This window comes from Streptomyces pratensis, assembly GCF_037137275.1.
GTDB classification, from domain to species: Bacteria; Actinomycetota; Actinomycetes; order Streptomycetales; family Streptomycetaceae; genus Streptomyces; species Streptomyces pratensis_B.
Genome location: NZ_JBBBEN010000093.1, coordinates 297,107 through 321,098, shown reverse-complemented (window position 1 = coordinate 321,098; position 23,992 = coordinate 297,107). Strand labels below are relative to the sequence as shown.

The following is a 23,992-nucleotide window of genomic DNA, read 5'->3' as shown; positions in this document are numbered from 1 at the left end:
CGCCTCATGCCTCCCTGATCACTGGTCGGAGGCCGCCGCGTTGCTGCCGGGACGTTCGCCCGGCTGGGTGTCGTCGTCGGGCGACGGCGGCAGCTCCGGGCTCTTGCTGGGCGGGGTGACGGGCGGCGTGGTGGCCGACGGCGAGGGCGGGGGCGAGGAGGAGGAGGGGGTCTCGCTGGGCGTCTCGCTCGGAGTCTCGGAGGGCTCCTCGGAGGGGGTGGTGGGGGCCTGGGACGGGGCCGGCTCCTCGGACGGCGTCTGCGAGGGGGTCGGCGGCGCGGGCGCCTCGCCGCGCTCCACGTCCTCCAGGTCGAAGCGGGCGTCCGAGCCGCCGCCGAGGGCCCCCAGGGTGTAGTCGGCCCAGATCCTGGCGGGGAAGCCTCCGCCGCTGGCGCGGCCGGAGTTGGCGGTGCCGGTCAGGGAGACCTGCTTGCCGCCGCCGTCCTTCTCGCCGAAGAGGGCCACGACCGTGGCCAGCTCGGGGGTGTACCCGGCGAACCAGGCCGACTTGTTCTCCTCCGCGGTGCCGGTCTTGCCGGCCGCGTCGTAGGCGGAGGTGTCGGCCGCGCGGCCGGACCCGGCGTCGACGACCCCGGTGAGCGCCTGGGTCACGGTGTCGGCCGAGGCGCGGCTGACGGCCTGTTCCCGCTTGGGCTCGTCCGGGTCGATCACGCGGTCGCGGTGCTCGGCGGACCGGAGGATGTGCGGGGTGACCTTCTGGCCGTGGTTGGCGAGCGTGGCGTACACGCCGGCCATGTCCCAGGTCGAGGCGTTCATGGTGCCGAGCGAGACGGCGGGGCGCTCGGGGAAGTTCTTGTCCGGTACGCCGACGGCGAGCGCGGTCTCCTTCACGGCGGCGGGCGTCACGTCCACGATCATCTGGGCGAAGACGGAGTTGACCGAGCTGTTCATCGCCTTCTGCACGGAGATCGGCCCGTAGCTGCGGTCGTCCTCGTTCTGCGGGGCGAACGGGGTGTCGCTGCCGACGACGGGGCGCCTGCTGGTGCCGTCGTAGACCGTGTTGAGCCCGATCAGGCTGCCGTCCTGGGTCGTCGACCCGTTCTCCAGGGCGGCCGCGAGGACCAGCGGCTTGAAGGTGGAGGCGGGCTGGTAGTCCTGGCGGGTGGCGTTGCTGAAGTAGTGCTTGACGTAGTCCTCGCCGCCGTACAGCGCGACGACCTCGCCGGTCTCGGGATCGACGGAGGTCGCGCCCGCCTGGACGGTGGCGTCGATCTCGTCGCCCTCGCGGTCGAGCTTGGACTCCAGTTGGGCGTCCACCGCCTTCTCCAGCTCGTCCTGGCGCTTCTTGTCGACGGTGAGGGTGAACGTCCAGCCGCCGGCCTCCCGGTCCGCCTCCGTGACGCCCTGCTTCTCCAGCTCCTTGTTGGCCGCCTCGACGAGATAGCCGGCCTGGCCCTCCCTGCCCTGGGCGGGCTTGGGCTTCTGCGGGACGGGGAACTCCAGGCCGGCCCTCTCGGACTCCTCCAGCCAGCCCATCTCCACCATGTTGTCCAGGGTGTAGGCCCAGCGCTCCTTGACCAGGCGCTTGCCGGTGTCGGTGGCCGTGGCCCAGTCGTACTGGCTGGGGGCCTGGAGCAGCGAGGCGAGGTACGCGCCCTGGGCGACGTTCAGTTCCTTGGCGTCGACGCCGTAGTAGGCCTGCGCGGCGGCCTGGATGCCGCTGGCGCCGCGCCCGTAGTAGGCGGTGTTGATGTACCCGGCGAGGATCTCGTCCTTGGAGCGGTCCCGGTCGACCTTGAGCGCGATCACCAGTTCCTTGAGCTTGCGGCTCACGGTGGGGTCCTGCGTCAGGTAGTAGTTCTTCACGTACTGCTGCGTGATGGTCGAGCCGCCCTGCTTGCCCTTGCCGCTGAGGGTGTTGAACAGAGCGCGGGTCGTGCCCTTCAGGTCGACGCCCTGGTCGTCGTAGAAGGTCTTGTTCTCCGCGGCGACGAAGGAGTGCTGGACCTTCTCGGGCACCTCGGACAGGTTGACGATCTGGCGGTTGACGCCCTTGCCCGTCCGGGCGAGGACCGTGCCGTCGCTGTACTGGTAGACGTTGCTCTGCCGCTTCGCCATGGCGTTGGCCTCGGGGACGTCGACGTACAGGTAGAGCGCGCCGAAGGCTCCCATCCCCAGCAGGATGATCCCGAAGAACGTGCCCAGCAGCTTCTTCCACGTGAAGAGCCTGCGTATGCCACCGCTCTTCCCCGCCTGGCGCGTGTCCCGCGCCTGAGCTCGTCGCGCATCCGCTCGACCCATGGCTGTGTTGCTCCCGCTTCTCTGTTCGACCGGCCCCGCTCGGTTTTCCTCAGTTCGTTCAGACCTGCCAGCTAACACCGTCGGCAGGGACAAATGCCGAGCGATCCGGTCTTTTACGGACGTGACAATCAGCACCTGTCTCTTCAGGAACCGACTCCCCGGGGGTGCACAGGGTTGCGAGAACCGATAATGTGAAATCACATTGATAGCGCGGCCCCAGGCCGCACCGAACGGGGGCCCCCATGACCGGACAGCACGACGACCATCGCCCGGACGCCGCAGCGCCGGAGCTCGCCGCAGACACGCCCGAGATGCCCGCACCGCAGGTCAGGGAGGTCGCCGCGCACTCCATCCCGGGCGGCCTCGGGCTGCTCCTCACCATCGCCGCCCTGCTCCTCGGCGTGGGCCTCGCGATCGGCGGCGGCGTGATCGCGAAGCACGGGAGCAGCACCCTGGGGGTCCCGCTGCTCGTCCTCGGCATCCTGCTCTTCATCGCCTCCCTCTTCGGCATGAGCGGTGTGAAGATGGTCGCCCCGGGCGAGGCCCGGGTGATCCAGCTCTTCGGCCGGTACGTCGGCACCATCCGCGCCGACGGGCTGCGCTGGATCAACCCGCTGACCTCCAGCCGCAAGATCTCCACCCGCGTCCGCAACCACGAGACCGCCGTCCTCAAGGTCAACGACGCCTACGGCAACCCGATCGAGCTGGCCGCGATCGTCGTCTGGAAGGTCGAGGACACCGCCCAGGCGCTCTTCGAGGTCGACGACTTCCTGGAGTTCGTCGCCACCCAGACCGAGGCGGCGGTGCGGCACATCGCCATCGAGTACCCGTACGACGCGCACGAGGAGGACGGCCTCTCGCTGCGCGGCAACGCGGAGGAGATCACCGAGAAGCTGGCCGTCGAGCTGACCGCCCGGGTGCGGGCCGCGGGCGTCCTGATCATCGAGTCGCGTTTCAGCCACCTCGCCTACGCCCCGGAGATCGCCTCCGCGATGCTCCAGCGCCAGCAGGCCGGAGCGGTCGTCGCGGCCCGCCAGCAGATCGTGGAGGGGGCGGTGGGCATGGTCGAGATGGCCCTGACCCGGATCGCCGAGCAGGACATCGTGGAGCTGGACTCCGAGCGGAAGGCCGCCATGGTCAGCAATCTGATGGTGGTCCTGTGCGGCGACCGCGCGGCCCAGCCGGTCCTCAACACGGGCTCCCTCTACCAGTGACCGATCCGACGCCTCCCCGGCGGACACCGGGGCCCCGGTCGCCGCAGCGCAAACAGATGCTGCTGCGGCTGGACCCCGCGGTGCACGACGCACTCGCCCGCTGGGCCTCCGACGAACTGCGCAGCACCAACGCGCAGATCGAGTTCCTGCTGCGGCGGGCGCTGGCGGAGGCGGGGCGGCTGCCGGGGGCGGCCCGTCCCGTCGCCCGCCGGGGCCGGCCGCCAAAGCGGCCACCGAACGAGCGGCCCGAGCCCCGCCCGGGGCAGCCCGAGGAGCCGCCGGAAGCCCCGCCCGCGCCCCCAGGTCCGTAGAGGGCGCCCCGGCCCCTGCCCGGGCCGGGGCGCTTCCCGGACTCCTATACACAGCTAGTATACACCCCGTGTAGAGTCATTTCCATGTCAATCGGTCACACCCTCCTCGGACTCCTGGAGTCCGGCCCCCGCCATGGATACGACCTGAAGCGGACCTTCGACGAGAAGTTCGGCCAGGACCGCCCGCTCCACTACGGCCAGGTCTACTCGACCATGTCGCGGCTGCTGAAGCACGGATTCGTCGAGGTCGACGGCGTCGAGAGCGAAGGAGGCCCCGAGCGCAAGCGGTACGCCATCACCGACGCCGGGATCACCGACGTCTCGCGCTGGCTCGCCCAGCCCGAGAAACCGGAGCCCTACCTCCAGTCGACCCTCTACACCAAGGTCGTCCTCGCGCTCCTGACCGGTCGCAGCGCGGCCGACCTCCTGGACTCCCAGCGCTCGGAGCACCTGCGGATGATGCGTGCCCTCACCGACCGCAAGCGCAGGGGCGACCTCGCCGACCAGCTGATCTGCGACCACGCCCTGTTCCATCTGGAAGCGGACCTGCGCTGGCTGGAACTGACCGCCGCCCGGCTCGACCAGCTCGCCAAGGCAGTGGCTCCGTGATCCCCGAAGGCTCCCTGCTCGCCGCCCGTGACCTCCGCAAGACCTACGGCTCCACGCCCGCCCTGGACGGCGCGTCGTTCTCCGTGCACCCCGGAGAGGTCGTCGCCGTCATGGGCCCCTCCGGCTCAGGCAAGTCGACCCTCCTGCACTGCCTCGCCGGCATCATCACACCCGACTCCGGCACCATCGCCTACGCGGGCCGCGAGCTGTCCGCGATGTCCGACGCCGAGCGCAGCGCCCTGCGCCGCAGCGACTTCGGCTTCGTCTTCCAGTTCGGCCAGCTCGTCCCCGAGCTGACCTGCGTGGAGAACGTGGCCCTGCCGCTCCGGCTGAACGGCGTGCGGCGCAAGGCCGCCGAGCGCACCGCCCGGGAGTGGATGGAGCGCCTGGAGGTCGACGACCTCGGCGCCAAGCGCCCCGGCGAGGTCTCCGGCGGGCAGGGCCAGCGGGTCGCCGTGGCCCGGGCGCTGGCGGCGTCCCCGAAAGTGATCTTCGCGGACGAGCCGACCGGCGCCCTGGACTCCCTCAACGGCGAGCGGGTGATGGAGCTGCTCACCGAGGCCGCCCGCTCCGCAGGCGTCGCCGTGGTCCTGGTGACCCACGAGGCCCGGGTCGCCGCCTACTCCGACCGCGACGTCACCGTGCGGGACGGCCGGGCCCGCGATCTGGAGCACATCGCATGACGCTGCTGCTCGACAGGGAACGTGACGCGGCGACGCCGCCGAATCCCACGCCGCCCTCGCGCGGCGCGGCCGCCCTGAGGGACCTCGGCCTCGGTGTCCGGTTCGCGGCCGCGGGCGGCCGCGAGGGCTGGATTCGCACGCTGCTGACGGCCGTCGGCGTCGGCCTCGGGGTCGCGCTGCTGCTGCTCGCCTCCTCCGTACCGCATCTGCTGGACGAACGCTCCGCACGCGAGCAGGCCCGCAGCGAGACACGGATCTCCGATTCGCCCGACGCGAACGCCGCCGAGTCGGACCGTTCTGTGCTGCGGATCAACGCGACCTCCGAGTACCGCGACCGGACCGTCTCCGGCTATCTGATGCGCGCCGACGGCTCGGCGCCCGCCCGCCCGCCGGGGGTCGCGCACTTCCCCGGACCGGGCGAGATGGTGGTCTCCCCCGCCCTCAAGGAGCTGCTCGCCGCGCCCGGCAACGACCTGCTGCGGGAGCGGCTGCCGTACGAGGTCACCGGCACGGTCGCGGACGCCGGGCTGCGCTCCCCCGGCGAGCTGCTCTTCTACGCGGGCAGCGACACCCTGACGACGGCCACGGGCGGCCACCGGATCGGCGGATACGGCGACCCTCGCCAGGGCGACCCCCTGCCACCGCTGCTGATCGTGCTCGTCATCATGGTCTGCGTCGTGCTGCTGGTGCCGGTCGCGATCTTCATCGCCACCGCCGTGCGCTTCGGCGGCGACCGCCGCGACCGGCGGCTGGCCGCTCTGCGCCTGGTCGGGGCGGACGTGAGGACGACCCGCCGGATCGCCGCCGGGGAGGCGCTGTTCGGCGCGGTGCTCGGGCTGCTGATCGGCCTGGTGTGCTTCCTGGCGGGCCGGCGGTTCGCCGGTGCGGTCGAGGTCTGGGACTTCAGCGCGTTCCCCGCCGACCTGGTGCCCGACCCCCTGCTGGCGTCGCTGATCGTGGTGGCGGTGCCGCTGACCGCCGTCCTCGTCACCCTGGTGGCGATGCGCTCCGTGGTGATCGAGCCGCTCGGCGTCGTACGCCGGGGGCGCGAGCGGGGGCGCCGGCTCTGGTGGCGGCTGCTGGTGCCGCTGGCCGGGCTGGCGGTGCTCGGATTCACGGGCCGGATCGGGGACTACGCACCCGTGGACCCGGTCCCCATCACGGTCGGCGCGGTGCTGGTGCTGGTCGGTCTGGCCCTGCTGCTCCCCTGGCTGGTCGAGGCCTGTGTGAACCGGCTGCGCGGCGGCCCGGTGCCCTGGCAGCTCGCCACCCGGCGACTCCAGCTGAGCAGTGGTGCGGCCTCCCGCGCGGTGAGCGGCGTGACGGTGGCGGTTGCGGGGGCGGTCGCCCTCCAGATGCTGTTCGCCGCGATGAACGCCGACTTCCACCGCGTCACCGGCCAGGACCCCTCGCGGGCCCAGTTCGCCGCGTACTCCCAGGACGTCACCGGGGAGGCCGCCACCTCGGCCATCGAGCGGTTCCGCGCGACCGAGGGCGTCGAGCTCGTGATCGGCTCGGTGGAGGCGTACGCCACGAAGCCCGGGGACTACACGGACGACGAGATCCAGCCCACCACCTCGCTGACCATCGGCACCTGCGCGACCCTGCGCGAACTGGCCCGGATCGGCGCCTGCGAGGACGGCGACGCCTTCGTCGTGCACCCGCCGGACGACGAGGGGCAGGGCGACTGGGTGGACGAGACCGCGCGCAAGGGCGAGGTCGTCCACATCGGCGAGGGGATGGCCGCGGAACCGTACCGGTGGAGGCTGCCCGCCGACACCCCGACCGTGACCGGGCGCGAGGACCCGATGGGCGACGTCCACTGGGGGATCATGGCCACCACCGGCGCAATCGACGCGGGGAAGCTGCCCGGCGCCACGATCGTCGCGCAGATCCGGGTCGACGACAGCGTGCCGGACGTCGCAGAGCACGTGCGCAACACGGCGGTCGGGATCGATCCCGGCATGCGGTTCGTCGAGCTCAACCCGGTGGCGCGCGACCGCCAGTACGCCAGCGTCCAGACCGGCCTCCGACTCGGGGCGTCCGCGGTACTGCTGCTGATCGCCGCCTCCATGCTGGTCTCCCAGCTGGAGCAGTTGCGCGAACGCCGGCGGCTGTTGTCGGTCCTGGTCGCGTTCGGGACCCGGCGCTCCACGCTCGGCTGGTCGGTGCTGTGGCAGACCGCCGTACCGGTGGCGCTCGGCCTGGTGGTGGCCGTCGTGGGCGGCCTGGGGCTGGGGGCGACCCTCACCTGGATGATCGGGAAGCAGACGTCCGACTGGTGGCTGTTCTGGCCGATGGCGGGGCTCGGCGGTGCGCTGGTCGTGCTGGTCACCCTGCTGTCGCTGCCGCCGCTGTGGCGGATGATGCGCCCGGACGGACTGCGCACCGAGTGACACAGGCCCGGTCCGCCGACGGCCGGGGCTCCCGAGCGCGTGGGCCCCGGCCGCGCGTTCACTCCTCCTGGCCGCTCCCCGGCGCCACCGGCCGCACCGGCAACGGCTCCATCGCCCCGCGCAACGCGGCCGCGAACTCCTCGAACTCGCCGCCCCGCGCCGACCCGGTCCGCATGGCCAGCGCCACCCGCCGGGTGGGCGCGGGGTCCGCGAAGCAACCGGTGGCCAGCGCCTCGTTGCGGGCGGTCTCCACCGTCACCGCGGTCCGCGGCAGCAGCGTCACCCCGAGGCCGCCCGCGACCAGCTGGACCAGGGTCGACAGCCCGGCCGCGGTCGTGGTCACCGGCGCGTCCCGGGTGCGGCCCGCCTCACGGCAGATGTCCAGGGCCTGGTCGCGCAGGCAGTGGCCTTCGTCCAGGAGCAGCAGGGGGAGCTCCCGCAGGGCGTCGCGCGGGATGTCCGTCCGGCCGCCCAGCCGGTGGCCCCGCTCCATGACCAGCACGAAGTCCTCGTCGAACAGCGGGATCTCGCTCACCCCCGGCACCCCGAGGGGCACCGCGAGGAGCAGCAGGTCGAGCCGGCCGGCCGAGAGCCCTTCCAGCAGGGAGGACGTCTGCTCCTCGTGGACCTGGAGGTCGAGGTCCGGGTAGCGCTCGTGGACCAGCCGCAGCACGGTGGGCAGCAGGTAGGGGGCCACGGTGGGGATCACTCCGAGCCGGAGCACCCCGGTGAACGGCGCCCGGACCGCCTCCGCCTCCTCCATCAGCGCGGCGACGGCCTCCAGCACCGCCCCGGCGCGCACCGCCAGCCGCTCTCCCGCGGCCGAGAGCAGCACCTTGCGCGTCGTACGCTCGATGAGCTGGACACCCAGTGCCTCCTCCAGAGTGGACACGGCTCCGGAGAGTGCGGGCTGACTCATCCCGATCGCCGCCGCCGCGTCCCGGAAGTGCAGGTGCTCCGCCACGGCCGCGAAGGCCCGTAGCTGCGACAGGCTGGGCTGCTTGGGGCGTATGCCCGGGTTTCCCTGCGCCACTGATAGGCACCTCCGATCATCACGCCCGAGTGTAGCTATTTCCGTGATCAATGCACCCTGTGCCAGAGTGGAACCCGTCCAACCCTCAGGAAAACCCGCAAACAGGGAATTCCAGACGTTGCAAGGAGAGCGCGTGCTCACTGTCGGTGACAAGTTCCCCGAGTTCGACCTGACTGCTTGTGTCTCGCTGGAGAGCGGCAAGGAGTTCGAGCAGATCAACCACAAGACCTACGAGGGCAAGTGGAAGATCGTCTTCGCGTGGCCGAAGGACTTCACCTTCGTGTGCCCCACCGAGATCGCCGCCTTCGGCAAGCTGAACGAGGAGTTCGCCGACCGGGACGCCCAGATCCTCGGCTTCTCCGGTGACTCCGAGTTCGTGCACCACGCCTGGCGCAAGGACCACCCGGACCTGACCGACCTGCCCTTCCCGATGCTGGCCGACTCGAAGCACGAGCTCATGCGTGACCTCGGCATCGAGGGCGAGGACGGTTTCGCCCAGCGCGCCGTCTTCATCGTCGACCAGAACAACGAGATCCAGTTCACGATGGTGACCGCCGGTTCCGTGGGCCGTAACCCCAAGGAGGTCCTGCGGGTCCTCGACGCCCTGCAGACCGACGAGCTGTGCCCGTGCAACTGGACCAAGGGCGAGAACACCCTCGACCCGGTCGCGCTCCTCTCGGGCGAGTGAGCTGATAACCATGGCTCTCGACGCACTCAAGTCCGCCATACCGGACTTCGCCAAGGACCTGAAGCTGAACCTCGGTTCGGTCATCGGCAACAGCGAGCTCCCCAAGCAGCAGCTCTGGGGCACCGTGCTGGCCTGCGCGATCGCCTCGCGATCGCCGCGGGTGCTGCGCGAGCTGGAGCCCGAGGCGAAGGCCGAACTCTCCCCCGAGGCGTACGCCGCGGCGAAGTCGGCGGCCGCCGTCATGGCGATGAACAACGTCTTCTACCGCACCCGGCACCTGCTGTCGGACCCCGAGTACGGGACGCTCCGCGCGGGTCTGCGGATGAACGTCATCGGCAACCCGGGCGTGGAGAAGGTCGACTTCGAACTGTGGTCGCTCGCCGTCTCCGCGATCAACGGCTGCGGCCAGTGCCTGGACTCGCACGAGCAGGTGCTGCGCAAGGCCGGCGTGGACCGTGAGACCATTCAGGAAGCCGTCAAGATCGCCTCGGTGATCCAGGCGGTCGGTGTGACCCTCGACGCCGAGGCCGTACTCGCCGAGTGACACAGCGACACCCCTGATACGAGAAGAGCCCCGAGGACGACCGACCGTCCTCGGGGCTCTTCTTCTCGTCGTGCCGCGTGTGCGGCGGGGCGCCGCGCGGGGCGGTCACCCCTGCGGCGCCCGGTCCTCCGGGACGCGTTCGGCCGGGACGCGTTCGGCCGGGTCCTGCGGGGGCTCGCCGCCCACCACGGCGGGCGGCGGCGCGGCGGGGGCGGGCACCGGGCTCGTCGCCAGGGCGGTGGCCCCGTGGCGCCCGCCGCTCGGCCCCGGCACGGCGCCCTGGTCGTAGGAGCGCAGATAGCCGACCACCGTGTTGATCACGGCGACCAGCGGCACGGCGACGACCGCGCCGCCGATGCCCGCGACGAGCCCGCCCGTCGCCACCGCGAGGACCACCGCGAGCGGGTGCACCCGAACCGCGCGGCCGAGGATGAACGGCTGGAGGATGTGGCCCTCGATCTGCTGCACCGCGAGGACCACCAGCAGCACCATCAACGCGGTGAACACGCCCTCGGTGACCAGGGCGACGACCACGGCCAGCGCCCCGGAGACCACCGCGCCGACCAGCGGGATGAACGCGAACAGGAAGATGAAGACGGCCAGCGGCACCGCGAGCGGCACGTTGAGGAAGTAGAGCCCGAGCCCGATGAACACGGCGTCGATCAGGGCGACCAGCACCGTGCCCCGCACATAGGCGGTGAGCGTGCGCCAGGCGCGCGGCCCCGCCCCGGCGACCCCGGGCCGGGCCTGGGCGGGCACCAGCCTGAGCGTCCACTGCCAGATGCGCTTGCCGTCGTAGAGCAGGAAGAGCGTCGAGAACATCGCCAGCAGCAGCCCGGTGAGGAACTCCACCATCACCGTGACGCCCTGGAGCCCCGCGGTGGTGATCTCCTCGGTGTTGGTGCCGATGGTGTCGTTGAGGTTCTTGGCGATGTCGTTGATCTGGGACTCGGTGACGTGGAAAGGGCTGTCCAGCAGCCAGCGCTTCAACTCGTCGATGCCGTCGCGGACCCGTTCCGAGAGTGTGTCGAGGTTGTCCATCACCTGCCACACCACGAACCAGCCGACCAGGCCGATGACGACGAACCCGAGCACCGCGGTGACCGAGGTGGCCAGCCCCCGGGGCAGCCCCAGCCGCGTGAGGCGTACGACGGTCGGCTGGAGCATCGCGGTCACGAGCAGGGCGGCCGCGAAGGCCAGCACGACGAGCTGGACGGCGCTGATGACCCGCATCAGCACCCAGAGGGTGCCCGCGAGGACCAGGAGGCGCCAGCTCGCCTCGGCCGCGACCCGCATCCCCCACGGGATCACCGCGGTCGGATCGGGCCTGGGGGGCACGGAGGGGGCGTACGTGGGGGGAGCGGGCACCTGCCCGGAGCCCTCGTCGTCCGCCACGGCGGGCAGACCCGCGCGCCCGGGGCGCGCGGCGGGGCCGTCCGGGTCGTCCGACGCGGCCAGCGCACGCCGCTCCTCCAGACGGGCGCCCAGCTCCGTCAGTTCGGCCCCGAAGCGCCCCAGCCAACCCGGCAGTTTCGACATGCTCTCTTTCCTTCCCCCATCTTCGTCTTTCGCTCCTCAGCGCTCCCCGGGATCGCCAGGCTGTGACCGTACACGCGCGCGAGGCCCCTCACCGTCTGGACGGTGAGGGGCCTCGCGAGGTTGAGAGCGCGGTCGTGCGACCGCGCCCGCTCCCCCTAATACCAGTTGTTGGCCTGCCAGAAGGACCAGGCGCCGCACGGGCTGCCGTAACGGCTGTCCATGTAGCTGAGGCCCCACTTGATCTGGGTGGCCGGGTTGCTCTGCCAGTCGGCGCCGGCGGACGACATCTTGTGTCCCGGGAGGGCCTGCATCAGCCCGTACGCACCCGAGGACGGGTTGGTCGCACGGTAGTTCCAGGTCGACTCGTGGTTCACGATGTTGCTGAAGCACTGGAACTGGTCGGCGGGGACCATCTGACGGGCCATCGCCTTGACCTGAGCCACGGAGTAGGAGCCCTGCGCGGCGAACGAGGAGGCGTCACGGACGGAGGACCGGCTGGCACGCTCGGCCGCTTCCTCCTTCTCCTTCTTCGCCTTGGCCGCCGCCAGGCGCTCGGCCTCGGCCTTCTCCTCGGCCGCCTGCTTCTTGGACTTGGCGTCCTTGGCCGCCTGGATGCGGGCCGATTCCTCGGCCGACTTCTTCGCGGCGGCGTCGGCGGCGGATGCCTGGGCATCGGCCTGCTGCGTCAGCGAAGCGGTCTGGACCTGGGCCTGCTGGCCCGCGGGGATGTCTGCGAGCAGCGTGGTGTCGGCTGCGGCCGCCTCGAAGTTGTTGTCGTCGACGGCGGGAGCGCCGCCCGAAGCAACGCCTACGACGGCGCCTACGGTGGTGACCGCGGTGGCAGATGCCACGGCGAACCCCCGGACCGAGATCCGGCTCACACGGTGTCCTTCCAGCATCGCCCGCTTAGGTGACCTCGCGGGCGCAATCGTGCCCCTGACACTGGCCTCCCTACTGCGTGGGTCACGGGAGGCGCGGGCCCGGTGGGCGACCCCGGCGAGGGGGTGCCGCGTGGTGCTCGCGGGCGGCATACGGACATCTCGTTTTGAGTTGTGTGGTGCGTGGCGCCTCGGGAGGAGCCCAGTGCCGTATGCGGGGCCTGACGGAAGCAAGACTCTGCCGGACCGGGCCTCCAGGAGGCAATTCCCTGTTGCGTGGGAAAGGTCACACCCCGTTTGGACGCCGGCTTTCGCGGAAATGACGGCACGGCACGATGCCGCCCGGCTAAGCTCCTTGGCTCGCCGGGCGGCATCAACGGGACATGCAGGTCAGATCTGGCCTTCCTCCAGCATTTCGGTCACCAGGGCCGCGATCTGCGAACGCTCGGAACGCGTGAGCGTGACGTGGGCGAACAGCGGATGGCCCTTCAGCTTCTCGACGACGGCGACGACTCCGTCGTACCGGCCGACCCGGAGGTTGTCCCGCTGGGCCACGTCGTGGGTGAGCACGACACGCGAGTTCGCCCCGATCCGGGACAACACGGTCAGCAGGACGTTCCGTTCGAGCGACTGGGCCTCGTCGACGATCACGAAGGCGTCGTGCAGCGATCGTCCGCGGATGTGGGTGAGCGGCAGGACCTCCAGCATCCCGCGCCCGAGCACCTCCTCGATCACCTCGCGTCCGGCGACCGCGGAGAGCGTGTCGAAGACCGCCTGAGCCCAGGGGCTCATCTTCTCGGCCTCGCTGCCGGGCAGGTAGCCGAGCTCCTGCCCGCCCACCGCGTACAGCGGCCGGAACACCATGACCTTCTTGTGCTGCCGGCGCTCCAGCACCGCCTCCAGGCCGGCGCAGAGCGCCAGCGCGGACTTGCCGGTGCCGGCCCGGCCGCCCAGCGACACGATGCCGACGGCCTCGTCGAGGAGGAGGTCCAGGGCGATCCGCTGCTCGGCGCTGCGGCCGTGGATGCCGAAGGCCTCCCGGTCGCCCCGCACGAGCCGCACATTGCCCTCGGCCGTCACCCGGCCGAGGGCCTTGCCGCGCTCGGACTGGAGGACCAGGCCGGTGTGCACGGGCAGGTCGGCGACCTCGGGGACGTAGAGCGTCTCCTCGGTGAACAGCAGGTCGATCTGCTCCCCGGCGAGGGACAGTTCGCTCATCCCGCTGTAGCCGGAGTCGGTGACGGCCAGCTCCGCGCGGTACTCCTCGGCGAGGAGGCCGACGGAGGAGGCCTTGATGCGCAGGGGCAGGTCCTTGGAGACGACCGTGACGTCGTACCCCTCGGCCTGGAGGTTGCGTGCGACCGCGAGAATCCGTGAGTCGTTGTCCCCCAACCGGTAGCCGGCGGGCAGGACGCCGGGGTCGGAGTGGTTGAGTTCGACGCGGAGCGTCCCGCCCAGGTCCCCGAGCGGGATCGGGGCGTCCAGCCGGCCGTACCGGACGCGGAAGTCGTCCAGCAGGCGCAGCGCCTGCCGGGCGAAGTACCCGAGCTCGGGATGGTGCCGTTTGGCCTCCAGTTCCGTGACCACCACGATCGGCAGCACGACTTCGTGCTCGTCGAAGCGGGCCATGGCGCCTGGGTCGGCCAGCAGGACGCTGGTGTCGAGAACATAGGTGCGCCTGTCGGGCATGCGGCGCTTAGTGCTGGTCACCACGGAAGGACGTACCCCCTCGGACGAGGTCGGGGAGGGCGACAGACGGTCGCGGAGCTTCCCGAAGGGAGAGGACGGACCGGGTTCGGGCCCCGCACCCGGGCCGGACCACGGCCTGGGCGTCGGCCGCACGCTGTGTACGGTCCTTCGTGTGCAAAGGGCCTCCCGGGCGAGCGGGCTGGGTGCCGCTCACTTGGCTGCGGCGTCCGCCTGGTTGGTGACCGGACGCCGACCTGACAGGGATATTCCCTCCATCGCGGGAAGCCATGCCGCCGCATATGACACGGTGTGGAAAAGTGCCGGTGGACGCGCGATGACCCCCCTGTATACGCCATGCTCCCCCCGCGCGCGGGGGGAGCATGGCAGGGGCGCGGACCTCGGCCGCCGGGAGCCGCGCCGCGCCGGCCTGCGGCCCCGGGGCGGCCTCAGGCCCCGTAGCGCCGGTGGCGTGCGGCGTAGTCGCGCAGCGCCCGGAGGAAGTCGACCTTGCGGAAGGCCGGCCAGAAGACCTCGCAGAAGTAGTACTCCGAGTGGGCGCTCTGCCAGAGCATGAACCCGGAGAGGCGCTGTTCGCCGCTCGTCCGGATCACCAGGTCCGGGTCGGGCTGGCCGCGGGTGTAGAGGTGCTCGGAGATCAGGTCGGTGGAGACGACCTCGGCCAGCTCCTCGAAGGAGGTGCCCTTCGCCGAGTGCTCCAGGAGCAGGGAGCGCACCGCGTCCGCGATCTCCTGGCGGCCGCCGTAACCGACCGCGACGTTGACGATTATCCCGTCGACGTCGTACGTGGCCGCCTCTGCCTCCTTGAGGACCAGCTGCGTCTCCGCGGGGAGCAGATCGAGGGTGCCGACGTGGTGCACACGCCAGCGGCCGTCCGCCGCGAGGTTGCGCACGGTGTTCTCGATGATGCCCAGGAGCGGCTTCAGCTCGTTCTCGGGCCGGTCGAAGTTGTCCGTGGAGAGCAGCCAGAGGGTGACGACCTCGACGTCGGTCTCGCTGCACCAGCCGAGCAGCTCGGAGATCTTGTCCGCCCCGGCCTGATGGCCCTGCACGGCCGATCCGCCGGACGCCTTGGCCCACCGCCGGTTGCCGTCGAGGATGACCCCGATGTGCTTCGGCACCTGGGCGTGGTCCAGGCGGCCTCCCACCCGGCGCGCGTAGAGCCTGTACACCAGGTCGCGGAAGTTCACTGCGTTCACCCTCTCGGTTCTGTACGGGCCCGGGGCCCGCCCTCCCCGTCGCCGGGGGTCCGGGGGGCCTCACCTCGCAGGGATGCGGCACGGCCCGTGCGGCCCGCGCCGTCCGCGGGGGCCTCCGTGCCGGTGGCACGGGGCCGCGCGGGTTGTCGCCGCGCCGCACCTCGGCATTCCCCGAAACCGCCACATTACTGCGATCGGGTCACGGGGACCCAACCCGGCCTGTCACAAGTCCGTGATAAGGAGAGAAACGTGACTGATTACCTCTCTCCCGACCTGCGCTACCGCGCCGCCGACTCGCGTTACGACTCCATGGAGTACCGCCGCACCGGGCTCAGCGGCCTCAGGCTGCCCGCTCTGTCCCTGGGCCTGTGGCACAACTTCGGGGACGACCGGACCCTGGACTCCCAGCGGGCGATCCTGCGCCGCGCCTTCGACCTCGGGGTCACCCACTTCGACCTGGCCAACAACTACGGTCCGCCGCCCGGCTCCGCCGAGCTGAACTTCGGCCGTCTCTTCGCCCAGGATTTCGCTCCCTACCGCGACGAACTGGTCATCTCCACCAAGGCCGGTTATCTGATGCACTCCGGCCCGTACGGCGAGTGGGGGTCCCGGAAGTATCTGCTGTCCTCGCTCGACGCCTCCCTCCGGCGGATGGGCCTCGACTACGTCGACATCTTCTACTCGCACCGCTTCGACCCACGCACCCCGCTGGAGGAGACGATGGGCGCCCTGGCGTCCGCCGTGCGGCAGGGCAAGGCGCTGTACGCGGGCGTCTCCTCCTACAACGCGGAGCAGACCGCGGAGGCCGCCCGGCTGCTCCGGGAGATGGGGGTGCCCGCACTGATCCACCAGCCGTCCTACTCCATGATCAACCGCTGGATCGAGGACGACGGCCTGCTCGACACCCTGGAGGCGGCCGGGATGGGCTGCATCTCCTTCGTGCCGCTCGCCCAGGGGCTGCTCACCGACAAGTACCTGCGGGGCATCCCGGAGGGGTCGCGCGCCACCCAGGGCAAGTCCCTCGACCCCGGCATCCTCTCCGACGAGGTGGTCCGCCGCCTGAACGGGCTGAACGACATCGCGCAGAGCCGTGGCCAGTCGCTCGCCCAGCTGGCCATCGCCTGGGTGCTGCGCGACAGCCGGATGACGTCGGCGCTGATCGGCGCGTCGAGCGTGCGGCAGCTGGAGGAGAACGTGGCCGCGCTGGCGGGCCCGGCGCTGTCCGCGGAGGAGCTGAAAGAGATCGACGCCTTCGCCGTGGACACGGCGGGCACGAACATCTGGGCCGGACGCGGCTGACAGCGAAGCGGCCGGGCCCGGCTGATCGGCGGGGCCCACGGACGAGGGGACTGGGCCCCGCCACGGCCGTGGTGGGGCCGACGCCTTACCGGACACCGGCGCCGCCCGGTACGGGCCCGAAAAAACGGGCCGGTCCGTGGGGGGGGATACGGACCGGCCCGAGGGAGGGTTTCCACCATAACCCTTCGTAAGTGCTGTCGCGTGCCACGCCACTCCACCACTACTCTCCGGATTCTTCGGGTTCCGCTGCGAGCACGGGCAGCCCGTCCCGCATCAGCCGCTCGCCGCCTCTGTGGCCAGGCCGTCCGGGGCGTCTCCTCCCGCCGCGCTCGGGCTCGCTCGAGGACAGGTCCTGACCTGAAGGGACTCTGCGTTCGAGGTATGACGACGTGGGCCCGAGCGACCGTGACAGCGGTCGGGCGCCGGCCACCCGTGGGTTGACCCCCAGGGCCCGCACTCTTCCTCCCCGATGCCCGGCGCCCCGTGCGGCCCCGGGCATCGGGTCTGCTGCGGGGGCGGAGGAGCGGGGGCGCTGGCACGAAGCGGGGGCGGCGGTCGGCGCGGGGTCGACGGTCGGCGCGCACGCGGGGAGGGGGCGGGCCCTCCCTCGGGTCGGGGATCGGGAGCCGGAGGCCGGGGGGCCGGGGGTGCGCGGTCAGGGGCGGGCCCTCGGGCCGGGGCCGGGTCAGGCGTGGGCGTGAGCGGGTCAGGCGTGGGCGGGGGCGCGGCGGTCGAAGCGGACGGCCATCGTGTCCCCCGCGATGACGACGAAGTCGCCTTCCTCGCACCGGATTTCGGCCTGAAGCACCTCCCCGTTCGCGTCCCTGCGCTCCCGGGTGCCCACCACCGTCCAGGCCCCGCCGTCCGGGACCGGGGGCAGTTGGGCCGGCGGGGCCTGCCGCCATTGGCTCGCCGGCACGCACCAGTCGGGCAACCGGGGCCAGGTGCCGGGAGTGACCTGGAGCGTCCCGTCGGAGGCGCAGGTCAGCAGCACGGACTGGCCGTCGGCGAGCACGAACTCAACGGCCTCGGGCTCGCCCGCCCGGCCCTCCGGCCGGTAGTAGACGCCGAGGACCGCGGTGATCCGGGCCCCCGAGAGCCAGTCGGCGTTGCCGTGCCGCCTCCGCCCCGCCGGCTCCGCGCAGCGCTGCCCCTCCAAGGTCATGGCCGCTCCCCTTCCTGCTCCATCGCCGTGCGTGCTGCCGACGGGTAGGACGGTAGCCCGGACGATCCCGTTGCCTCTCGGACGAGAGTGAACTGACTTGTGAGGTAAGCGGGTTGACCAGAAGGCCGCACCGTCGGGCGGTCACCCCGGTTTGCGGGCCTCGATCAGGAAACGGGCGGTGCGGGCGACGAACGGCCCTTCGGACTCGATCTTCCGGTGCAGCGCCGCCAGCCGGGGCAGATGGCCCTGGACGGTGAACCCGGGCACCATCCAGACCACCTTGCGCAGGAAGTAGACGACCGCGCCGATGTCGAAGAACTCGGTGCGCAGGGTCTCGGCCCGCAGGTCCACCACGTCCAGCCCGGCCGCCGTCGCGGCGGCGCGCGCGTCCTCCGGGTCCCGGGCCCGGCGTGCCTCGGGCGGCTGCGGCCCGAGGAAGAACTCGACGAGCTCGAAGACGCTCGCCGGCCCGACCTGCTGGGAGAAGTAGGTCCCGCCGGGAGCCAGCACCCGGGCGATCTCCGGCCAGTGGACCGTCACCGGGTGACGGCTGACCACGAGGTCGAAGGCCGCGTCGCCGAACGGCAGCGGCGACTCGTCCCCGTCCGCGACGACGACCGCGCCCAGGGGGTGCAGGAGCGCGGTGGCGCGGGCGACGTTCGGTGGCCAGGCCTCCGTGGCCACGGTCACCGGAGGGAGCCTCGGCGCGGCGGCCAGCACCTCGCCTCCCCCGGTCTGGATGTCCAGGGCGGCGTGGGCCCGACCGAGGCGGTCGGCCATCGCCCGGGCGTACCCCCAGGACGGGCGCTGCTCGGTGGCCCGCCCGTCGAGCCAGGAGAAGTCCCAGCCGTCGACGGAGACGGCGTCGGCCTCGGCGACGAGCGTCTCGAACCGTTCGCGGGAGGCCGGCGAGGGGAACGGGAGGGGGGCGGCTGATGCGGACATGGACGAATCGTGTCAGGTCGCCGCCGGGGGGCGCGACCCGATTCCGGGGCGCACAGGCGCTGCCCGCGCCGTCCCGGGCTCGGCCGGCCGGCCGCCTCCCGGACTGCCCGGCTCAGGCGGCCAGGGCGCCCAGCAGCAGCCCGGTCAACGCCCCGGTGATCATGAACGGCCCGAACGGGATGCCGGTCCTGCGCCCGGCCCGGCGCAGGAGCACCAGCCCCGACCCGTACACGGCTCCGAACAGGAACCCGGCGAACCCGCCCAGGAACAGGACCGTCCAGCCGTACCAGCCGAGCGCCACGCCGAGGGCGAGGGCGAGCTTCACGTCGCCGAAGCCCATGCCGTTGGGGTTGATGAGGAAGAGCAGGAGGTAGAAGCCGCCGAGGGCCGCGCCGCCCAGCAGCCCGGAGGTCCAGGACCCGGCGTGCCCGGGAACCAGCGCCGCGACCCCGAGCACCGATACGGTCGCGCCGGCGAGGGGCAGGGTCAGCGGGTCGGGGAGCCGGTGGACGCGCCGGTCGACGGTGGCGAGGAGTACGGCGACGGGGGCCAGCACCAGCCACCCGGCCAGCTCCGGCCGGGCCCCGTTCGCGGCGGCGAGCGCGACGCAGGCGAGCACGGTGACCATGGGCGCGACGACACCGGGGGCGTAGGGGCGCGTGCCGGGGGCGGCACGGCGCGCTCCGGCGTCCCGGCCCGCTTCGATACCGCCGCTCACCCCCGCGGGGGGCTCGTCGCCGACGCGGCCGTGGGCCTGGGCTTGGGCTTCGTCGTGGGTACGGTCCTGCCCCGGTGCCTCCTCGCCGGTACGGCCGTACGGCTGGGGAGCGGCGTCGGCGCAGGCGGCGCACCGGGCGGGGCCGAGCCAGCCGCGCGCCGGCCCGGTGAACGGGTGGCCGGCGGGGCAGGCCCTACGCCAGGGCTCCCCGGGTTCGACGGCGAACCGGTAGGCGGCACGCGGGATCAGCAGTCCGGTGACGGCGCCCCAGACGGCGGCGAGGGCGAGCAGCACGGCGTCCACGGAACGACTGTAAAGGGCGGCGGCGCCCCGGGGCGTGGGCCCGGAGACCCATGTCCGGCCGGGGCGAGCCCGGACGCGGTTGCCCGGGGCCCGGAGGACGGTTCGGGGTTCGGGGTTCGGAGGCCGGTTCGGGGTTCGGGCGCGGTCGCCGGGGGTTACGGTCGATCCCCATGAGGACATGGCGCGATGGCGAGGGGACGCTCACGGTCGCGGCGGCCCCCAGGGTGCGGGAGGTGCCGCTGCGGATCGCGGCCTCGTACCGGACCCGTAGGCAGGGGCTGCTCGGGCAGGACGGTGTCGAAGGGGCGTTGATGCTCACCCCGTGCGGGAGCGTGCACACCTTCGGGATGCGGTTCGCGATCGATGTGGCTTACCTGGACCGGAAGTTCACCGTGCTGGCGGTCCGCACGATGGAGCCGGGCCGGCTGGGGCTGCCCCGGCTGCGGGCCCGGCACGTGGTGGAGGCGGAGGCGGGCGCGATGGAGCGGTGGGGCGTACGGCCCGGCGTGCGGCTGGAACTGAGGGCGCCGGCGGACGCGGCGGGCTGACGGGCGTAGGGCGACGGGGCGCGGGACGGGGGCGCGGTGGCCTCAGGGAGCCAGCCGCGGTGGCGCTCGGAGCCGGGCGGTCCGCCGAAGGGGAGCTGCCCGGCCGCGAGGCCCGAGCGGTGCGAGAGGGCGCGGCGCGTCTACCGGAGGGGCCGGGCGGTGTGTGAGCGCGCGGCACGCCTACGGCGGCGGGCCGGGCGGTGCGGAGAGGGCGCGGCGCGTCTACGGCGGACCGGAGCCGAGCAGCGTCCACGCGCCGAAGCCGGCGGACGCACAGGCGAGCGCGGCGAGGACGGCGGCCGTGCGCACCGTGGTCCGCAGCCGCAGCAGGGCCACGGCGGGCGGGAGGAGGAGCGGGAACGCGGGCATCATCAGGCGCGGCCGGGAGCCGAAGTACCCGGCTCCGATCAGCGAGACGACGACGATCGCGAGAGCGTAGACGAGGACGGGGAGCGGCTGCCGCTGCCGTACGCAGAGCACCACCAGCCCGCCGAGCAGCGCGAGCGCCGCACACAGGCCCAGGGCTGCGGGCCAGGGGAGTCCGGCGATGAAGGAGGCAAGGGCACGCCCGCCGTCGATGCTGTTGCCCCACTGCGCCTGGACCTCGAAGTACGCGAACGGGCTGTTCTCCCGCACCGCCACGAACACCACGTACGCCAGCCAGCCCAGCGGTGCGAGCGCCACGCCCACGAGCATCCGGGTGTTACGGCGGAGGGCGGGGCCGACTCGGCCTCCGCCACGGCACTCCCGTACGAGCGTGACGGCGGCGGTGATCGTCAGGGCCGCGATGAGCGCCGCAGCGGAGGGCCTGGTGAGCCCTGCCAGGACGCACAGCGCGCCCGCCGCGATCCAGCGTCCGGTGAGCACCGCGTACAGCGCCCAGGCGGCCAGGGCCGTGAACAGCGTCTCGGTGTACGCCATCGACTGGACGAACGCCGTCGGGTAGACGCCCCACAGCGCGGCCAGCACCACCCCCGCGCGCCGCCCGCGCAGGTGCGAGCCGACGGCGAAGACGCCCCAGGCGGTGAGGAGCCCGGCCGTCCAGGCGACCAGGAGACCCGCGCCGCCCACGGTGAGCGGGCTCACTTCGCTGAGGCCGCGCTCCAGAGCCGGGAGCAGCGGGAAGAAGGCCAGGTCGGAATGGACGGCTCCGTCGGGGAGGGTGGCGGTGTAGCCGTACCCGTCGGCGGCGATGCGCCGGTACCAGACGGAGTCCCAGCGCCCGCTGAGCCGCGTCAGGGGGTCTTTCCCCTGGGCCGATGCGGCCGCCCAGAAGACCAGGAGCCCCAAGGCCCGCACCGCGGCGTAGACCGCGAGTGCGGGAGCGGCGGCCCGGAGTGCGGCGACGGCCCGGGGCCCGGAGGCGCGGGCGCGCCGGGGCGGGTCGACGGGCGTCCGGGGGCGGAGCTGGGTGGCGGACATACGGCCGATTATGACGCCCGGAACTGGACGCTCCCCCCTGCCGGGAGTTCGTCCCGTCGTCGCGGGAAGGGGTTCCGGCCCTCGCGGAACGAGGGGTGGCCCCTCGCACCGGGCAGCACGGACCAGCGGTGTCGGCGGCGACGGATCGACCAGGTGGACCCCCACCGGGGGTCGATGGGATCGGCGGGGTCGGTGGGATCGGCGGGGTCGGCGGGGTCGGTGGGATCGGCTGCCTTCCCGGCGGAGACGTCCACGCCAAAGCTCTCATGCCGACGGGCCGCCCATCGACGGGTTCCGCGTGTCACCCGTCGAGGGACACGGCCCCTCGCGTCACATGTCGAGGACCGCTTTGCCGAACACCTTCCACGGCGATACGTCCCGTGCGTCCACACCGCTCAGCTGAGGGTGCCGGGCCGCCGTCCCGTCGCGGACTGCGAGGGCGTCCGGCCAGACGTCGATGGGGGTCCCGCCGTCGATGACGACGCCGTCCCAGTCGGTGGCGGCTGTCGCGCCGCTCCGGTCGACGACGAACCCGATGCACAGCACGGACGCCCGCCCGACCGTCCGCCGGATGGCGCCGACCGCGTGTTCCCGTTCCGGACCGGGCAGCTCTCCGATGGAGAACTCGACGGCGACGACACCGGCCCGTGCTCTGCGGATGCGCACCAGGAGGTCGAGATTCCGGTCCGCCCACAGCCGGAAGCCGATTTCGTCAAGCCGTTGGAGATCGGCGATGGAGAGCAGCTGGTCCCGGGTGACAGGGGAACGGGCCCCCCGGGAGCCGGGGTCGAGACTGACGAGGACGGTGCGGCCGGTCACCGGATGCGCCGGGCGGAGCCCTTCGGCCTCCAGATCGCCCAGGAGCGTCCGGGCGTCCAGCCGGGTCCAGCCCAGGTGGTACGAGTAGAAGAATCCGGCGCCCGTCACTTCCCCACCCCATCACGAAAGAACCCGGAGATTTACTCAAGCGAACACGGCAGGAAGACGTCTCCCCCGCACGGACATGTGCTTCCGACGATCGCTCAACCCCCACGAAGGGATGAGGAGGGCAGAGCGGAGACGGATCGGCCACGGTGTCGTGGTCGGCGACCACCGGCCCGTCCGAGCGTACTGAGGGACAGCCGGGGCAGCGTGGGCCCACGGGCCCACAGGTGGCCCAAAGGCCGGGACGGCACCGCATCCCCCTCAGCCCGGTTCGCTCGCGCACACCGGGTCATGCCCGGGTGGCCGAGAGCGTACGGCCGGGACGGAGTACCGTCCCGGCCGTACGCTCTCGCCATCAGGACGGCGCATGCGCGGGGCCGCCTCGTCCGTCTCTCCGCCGATGCCCTGACCGGCCGGACACCGCTGGAACTGGGTCCGCGTGGGGCGGAGAGCACAGCGCGGCCGCGGTGCGGTCGGCGGCCCCGCGTCGGGTCACACGACGCCTCCGCCTCGGAGGGCGTCCAGGGCGACCAGGTCGTCGTCGGACAGGCGCAGTGCGCCTGCGGCCACGTTGTCGGCCAGGTGGTCCAGGTCGCCGGTGCCCGGAATGGCGAGGACGTGCGGTCCGCGGTGCAGTGTCCAGGCCAGCCGCACCTGCGCCGTGCTCACACCGTGCGCGCGGGCGACGGCGAGCAAGGCGTCTCCGTCGGCGCCCGAGAGCACGCCCGCCTCACGCCCGGCGCCTGCGATGGCGTAGAAGGGGACGAAGGCGATCCCCTGCTCACCACAGCTCCGCACCAACGCGTCCTGCTCCGGCGGAGACCCGGGGCCGTACGAGTTCTGGACGCAGACCACCGGGGCGATGGCGCGGGCTTCGGCGAGCTGGTCGGGGCCGACGTTGGAGAGACCGAGGTGGCGGACGAGCCCGGCCTCGCGCAGCTCGGCCAGCGCACCGAACCTCTCGGCGATCGAATCGGTGCCCACGATGCGCAGGTTCACCACGTCAAGGCAGTCGCGTCCGAGCTGGCGGAGGTTCTCCTCGACCTGGCCGCGCAGCTGTCCCGGCGTGGCATGGGGCTGCCATGCTCCCGACGGGTCGCGGCCGGGGCCGACTTTGGTGGTGATGACCAGGTCGTCGGGGTAGGGGGCCAGCGCGCTGTTGATCAGCTCGTTGGCGGAACGCAACCGGGAGAAGTAGAACGCTGCGGTGTCGATGTGGTTCACGCCGAGTTCACGGGCCCGGCGCAGCACCCCGATCGCGCGGTCCCGGTCGCTCGGCACCGCGTCGACGTCGAACGCCGCGCCCTGCTGCGGCAACCGCATCGCCCCGAATCCGACCCGGTTGACCACGAGGTCACCGAGCGTCCAGGTGCCCGAAGCCTCTGCGGTGATCGCTTCATTTGCCATGCCCGTATGGTCGCGGGGCCGTGGTGGTGCTGGCAACGCCACAGCACCCGGGAGAAAGGCGCCGGGGGTCGGTCAACGCACCCCGCGCTGGTGTTCGCCGACGCAGCAGTGCCGTGCCCCTGCCCGGGAGAGGAGAGAGCCCGCGTATGCCGGAGCCCGCCGGCCCGTACAGAGCCCCACCGGCACAGGAGCCGTCTG

Annotated in this window: 21 protein-coding genes; 9 read left to right on the top strand and 12 right to left on the bottom strand. The window is 72.4% G+C overall.

Features of this window, described 5'->3' with window-relative positions:
• Nucleotides 1-18: 18 nt before the first annotated feature.
• Entirely contained in the window at nt 19-2,262 is a 2,244-nt protein-coding gene (locus V9U70_RS20815; protein WP_336677357.1) for a transglycosylase domain-containing protein, read from the bottom strand.
• A gap of 242 nt (nt 2,263-2,504) precedes the next feature.
• On the opposite strand from V9U70_RS20815, the gene V9U70_RS20810 reads away from it, so the two are divergent.
• The 5 genes from V9U70_RS20810 to V9U70_RS20790 all read left to right on the top strand — a co-directional run bounded on the left by V9U70_RS20810 (nt 2,505) and on the right by V9U70_RS20790 (nt 7,475).
• On the top strand, nt 2,505-3,476 hold the full coding sequence (locus V9U70_RS20810; protein WP_336677355.1) for an SPFH domain-containing protein: 972 nt from the start codon (nt 2,505-2,507) through the stop codon (nt 3,474-3,476).
• Entirely contained in the window at nt 3,473-3,787 is a 315-nt protein-coding gene (locus tag V9U70_RS20805; RefSeq protein WP_336677354.1) for a type II toxin-antitoxin system antitoxin, read from the top strand. The genes V9U70_RS20810 and V9U70_RS20805 overlap by 4 nt, the downstream gene beginning before the upstream one ends.
• A gap of 84 nt (nt 3,788-3,871) precedes the next feature.
• The gene (locus V9U70_RS20800) at nt 3,872-4,396 is read left to right on the top strand and encodes a PadR family transcriptional regulator (RefSeq protein WP_336677353.1); all 525 of its coding nucleotides are present in this window, start codon (nt 3,872-3,874) and stop codon (nt 4,394-4,396) included.
• Entirely contained in the window at nt 4,393-5,079 is a 687-nt protein-coding gene (locus V9U70_RS20795) for an ABC transporter ATP-binding protein (protein ID WP_336677352.1), read from the top strand. The genes V9U70_RS20800 and V9U70_RS20795 overlap by 4 nt, the downstream gene beginning before the upstream one ends.
• Nucleotides 5,076-7,475, top strand: a complete 2,400-nt coding sequence (locus V9U70_RS20790) for an FtsX-like permease family protein (protein WP_336677350.1) — start codon at nt 5,076-5,078, stop codon at nt 7,473-7,475. Before V9U70_RS20795 ends, V9U70_RS20790 begins: the two co-directional genes overlap by 4 nt.
• Before the next feature lie 58 nt (nt 7,476-7,533).
• On the opposite strand, the gene V9U70_RS20785 is transcribed toward V9U70_RS20790, so the two are convergent.
• Nucleotides 7,534-8,508, bottom strand: a complete 975-nt coding sequence (locus V9U70_RS20785) for a hydrogen peroxide-inducible genes activator (RefSeq protein WP_336677348.1) — start codon at nt 8,506-8,508, stop codon at nt 7,534-7,536.
• 133 nt (nt 8,509-8,641) lie between these two features.
• Here V9U70_RS20785 and V9U70_RS20780 point away from each other — a divergent pair, with 133 nt between their 5' ends.
• Both V9U70_RS20780 and V9U70_RS20775 read left to right on the top strand, forming a co-directional pair.
• A complete protein-coding gene (locus tag V9U70_RS20780) occupies nt 8,642-9,196 on the top strand; it encodes a peroxiredoxin (protein ID WP_003966619.1) in 555 nt (184 codons plus the stop codon).
• Nucleotides 9,197-9,206: 10 nt separating this feature from the next.
• Nucleotides 9,207-9,740 (top strand): alkyl hydroperoxide reductase, encoded by a 534-nt coding sequence (locus tag V9U70_RS20775; protein ID WP_336677346.1) that lies wholly within the window; start codon nt 9,207-9,209, stop codon nt 9,738-9,740.
• A 105-nt stretch (nt 9,741-9,845) separates the two neighbouring features.
• Here the strand turns inward: V9U70_RS20775 and V9U70_RS20770 are convergent, their stop codons facing one another.
• The 4 genes from V9U70_RS20770 to V9U70_RS20755 form a co-directional block, all read right to left on the bottom strand.
• Nucleotides 9,846-11,279: an AI-2E family transporter gene (locus V9U70_RS20770; RefSeq protein ID WP_336677344.1), complete on the bottom strand. Its 1,434-nt coding sequence runs from the start codon at nt 11,277-11,279 to the stop codon at nt 9,846-9,848.
• Between the two features lie 155 nt (nt 11,280-11,434).
• Nucleotides 11,435-12,160 (bottom strand): aggregation-promoting factor C-terminal-like domain-containing protein, encoded by a 726-nt coding sequence (locus tag V9U70_RS20765; RefSeq protein WP_336677342.1) that lies wholly within the window; start codon nt 12,158-12,160, stop codon nt 11,435-11,437.
• Between the two features lie 387 nt (nt 12,161-12,547).
• Nucleotides 12,548-13,870, bottom strand: coding sequence for a PhoH family protein (locus V9U70_RS20760; RefSeq protein WP_336677340.1), 1,323 nt, complete (start codon nt 13,868-13,870; stop codon nt 12,548-12,550).
• A gap of 422 nt (nt 13,871-14,292) precedes the next feature.
• Complete coding sequence (locus V9U70_RS20755; protein ID WP_336677536.1) at nt 14,293-15,054, bottom strand: isoprenyl transferase; 762 nt, start codon at nt 15,052-15,054, stop codon at nt 14,293-14,295.
• Nucleotides 15,055-15,312: 258 nt separating this feature from the next.
• Between V9U70_RS20755 and mgrA the strand changes: the two genes are divergently transcribed.
• A complete protein-coding gene (mgrA, locus tag V9U70_RS20750; RefSeq protein ID WP_336677338.1) occupies nt 15,313-16,362 on the top strand; it encodes an L-glyceraldehyde 3-phosphate reductase in 1,050 nt (349 codons plus the stop codon).
• A 706-nt stretch (nt 16,363-17,068) separates the two neighbouring features.
• Here mgrA and V9U70_RS20745 read toward each other — a convergent pair.
• From V9U70_RS20745 to V9U70_RS20735, 3 genes are all read right to left on the bottom strand, one after another.
• Nucleotides 17,069-17,527, bottom strand: coding sequence for a hypothetical protein (locus V9U70_RS20745; protein WP_336677336.1), 459 nt, complete (start codon nt 17,525-17,527; stop codon nt 17,069-17,071).
• 141 nt (nt 17,528-17,668) lie between these two features.
• A complete protein-coding gene (locus V9U70_RS20740) occupies nt 17,669-18,472 on the bottom strand; it encodes a class I SAM-dependent methyltransferase (RefSeq protein ID WP_336677335.1) in 804 nt (267 codons plus the stop codon).
• 112 nt (nt 18,473-18,584) lie between these two features.
• On the bottom strand, nt 18,585-19,493 hold the full coding sequence (locus V9U70_RS20735) for an A24 family peptidase (protein WP_336677334.1): 909 nt from the start codon (nt 19,491-19,493) through the stop codon (nt 18,585-18,587).
• 170 nt (nt 19,494-19,663) lie between these two features.
• On the opposite strand from V9U70_RS20735, the gene V9U70_RS20730 reads away from it, so the two are divergent.
• On the top strand, nt 19,664-20,041 hold the full coding sequence (locus tag V9U70_RS20730) for a DUF192 domain-containing protein (protein ID WP_336677331.1): 378 nt from the start codon (nt 19,664-19,666) through the stop codon (nt 20,039-20,041).
• Between the two features lie 222 nt (nt 20,042-20,263).
• Here the strand turns inward: V9U70_RS20730 and V9U70_RS20725 are convergent, their stop codons facing one another.
• From V9U70_RS20725 to V9U70_RS20715, 3 genes are all read right to left on the bottom strand, one after another.
• The gene (locus V9U70_RS20725) at nt 20,264-21,463 is read right to left on the bottom strand and encodes a hypothetical protein (protein WP_336677329.1); all 1,200 of its coding nucleotides are present in this window, start codon (nt 21,461-21,463) and stop codon (nt 20,264-20,266) included.
• 330 nt (nt 21,464-21,793) lie between these two features.
• The gene (locus V9U70_RS20720; protein ID WP_336677327.1) at nt 21,794-22,390 is read right to left on the bottom strand and encodes a hypothetical protein; all 597 of its coding nucleotides are present in this window, start codon (nt 22,388-22,390) and stop codon (nt 21,794-21,796) included.
• 489 nt (nt 22,391-22,879) lie between these two features.
• Nucleotides 22,880-23,794 (bottom strand): oxidoreductase, encoded by a 915-nt coding sequence (locus V9U70_RS20715; RefSeq protein ID WP_336677325.1) that lies wholly within the window; start codon nt 23,792-23,794, stop codon nt 22,880-22,882.
• Between the last annotated feature and the right edge of the window lie 198 nt (nt 23,795-23,992).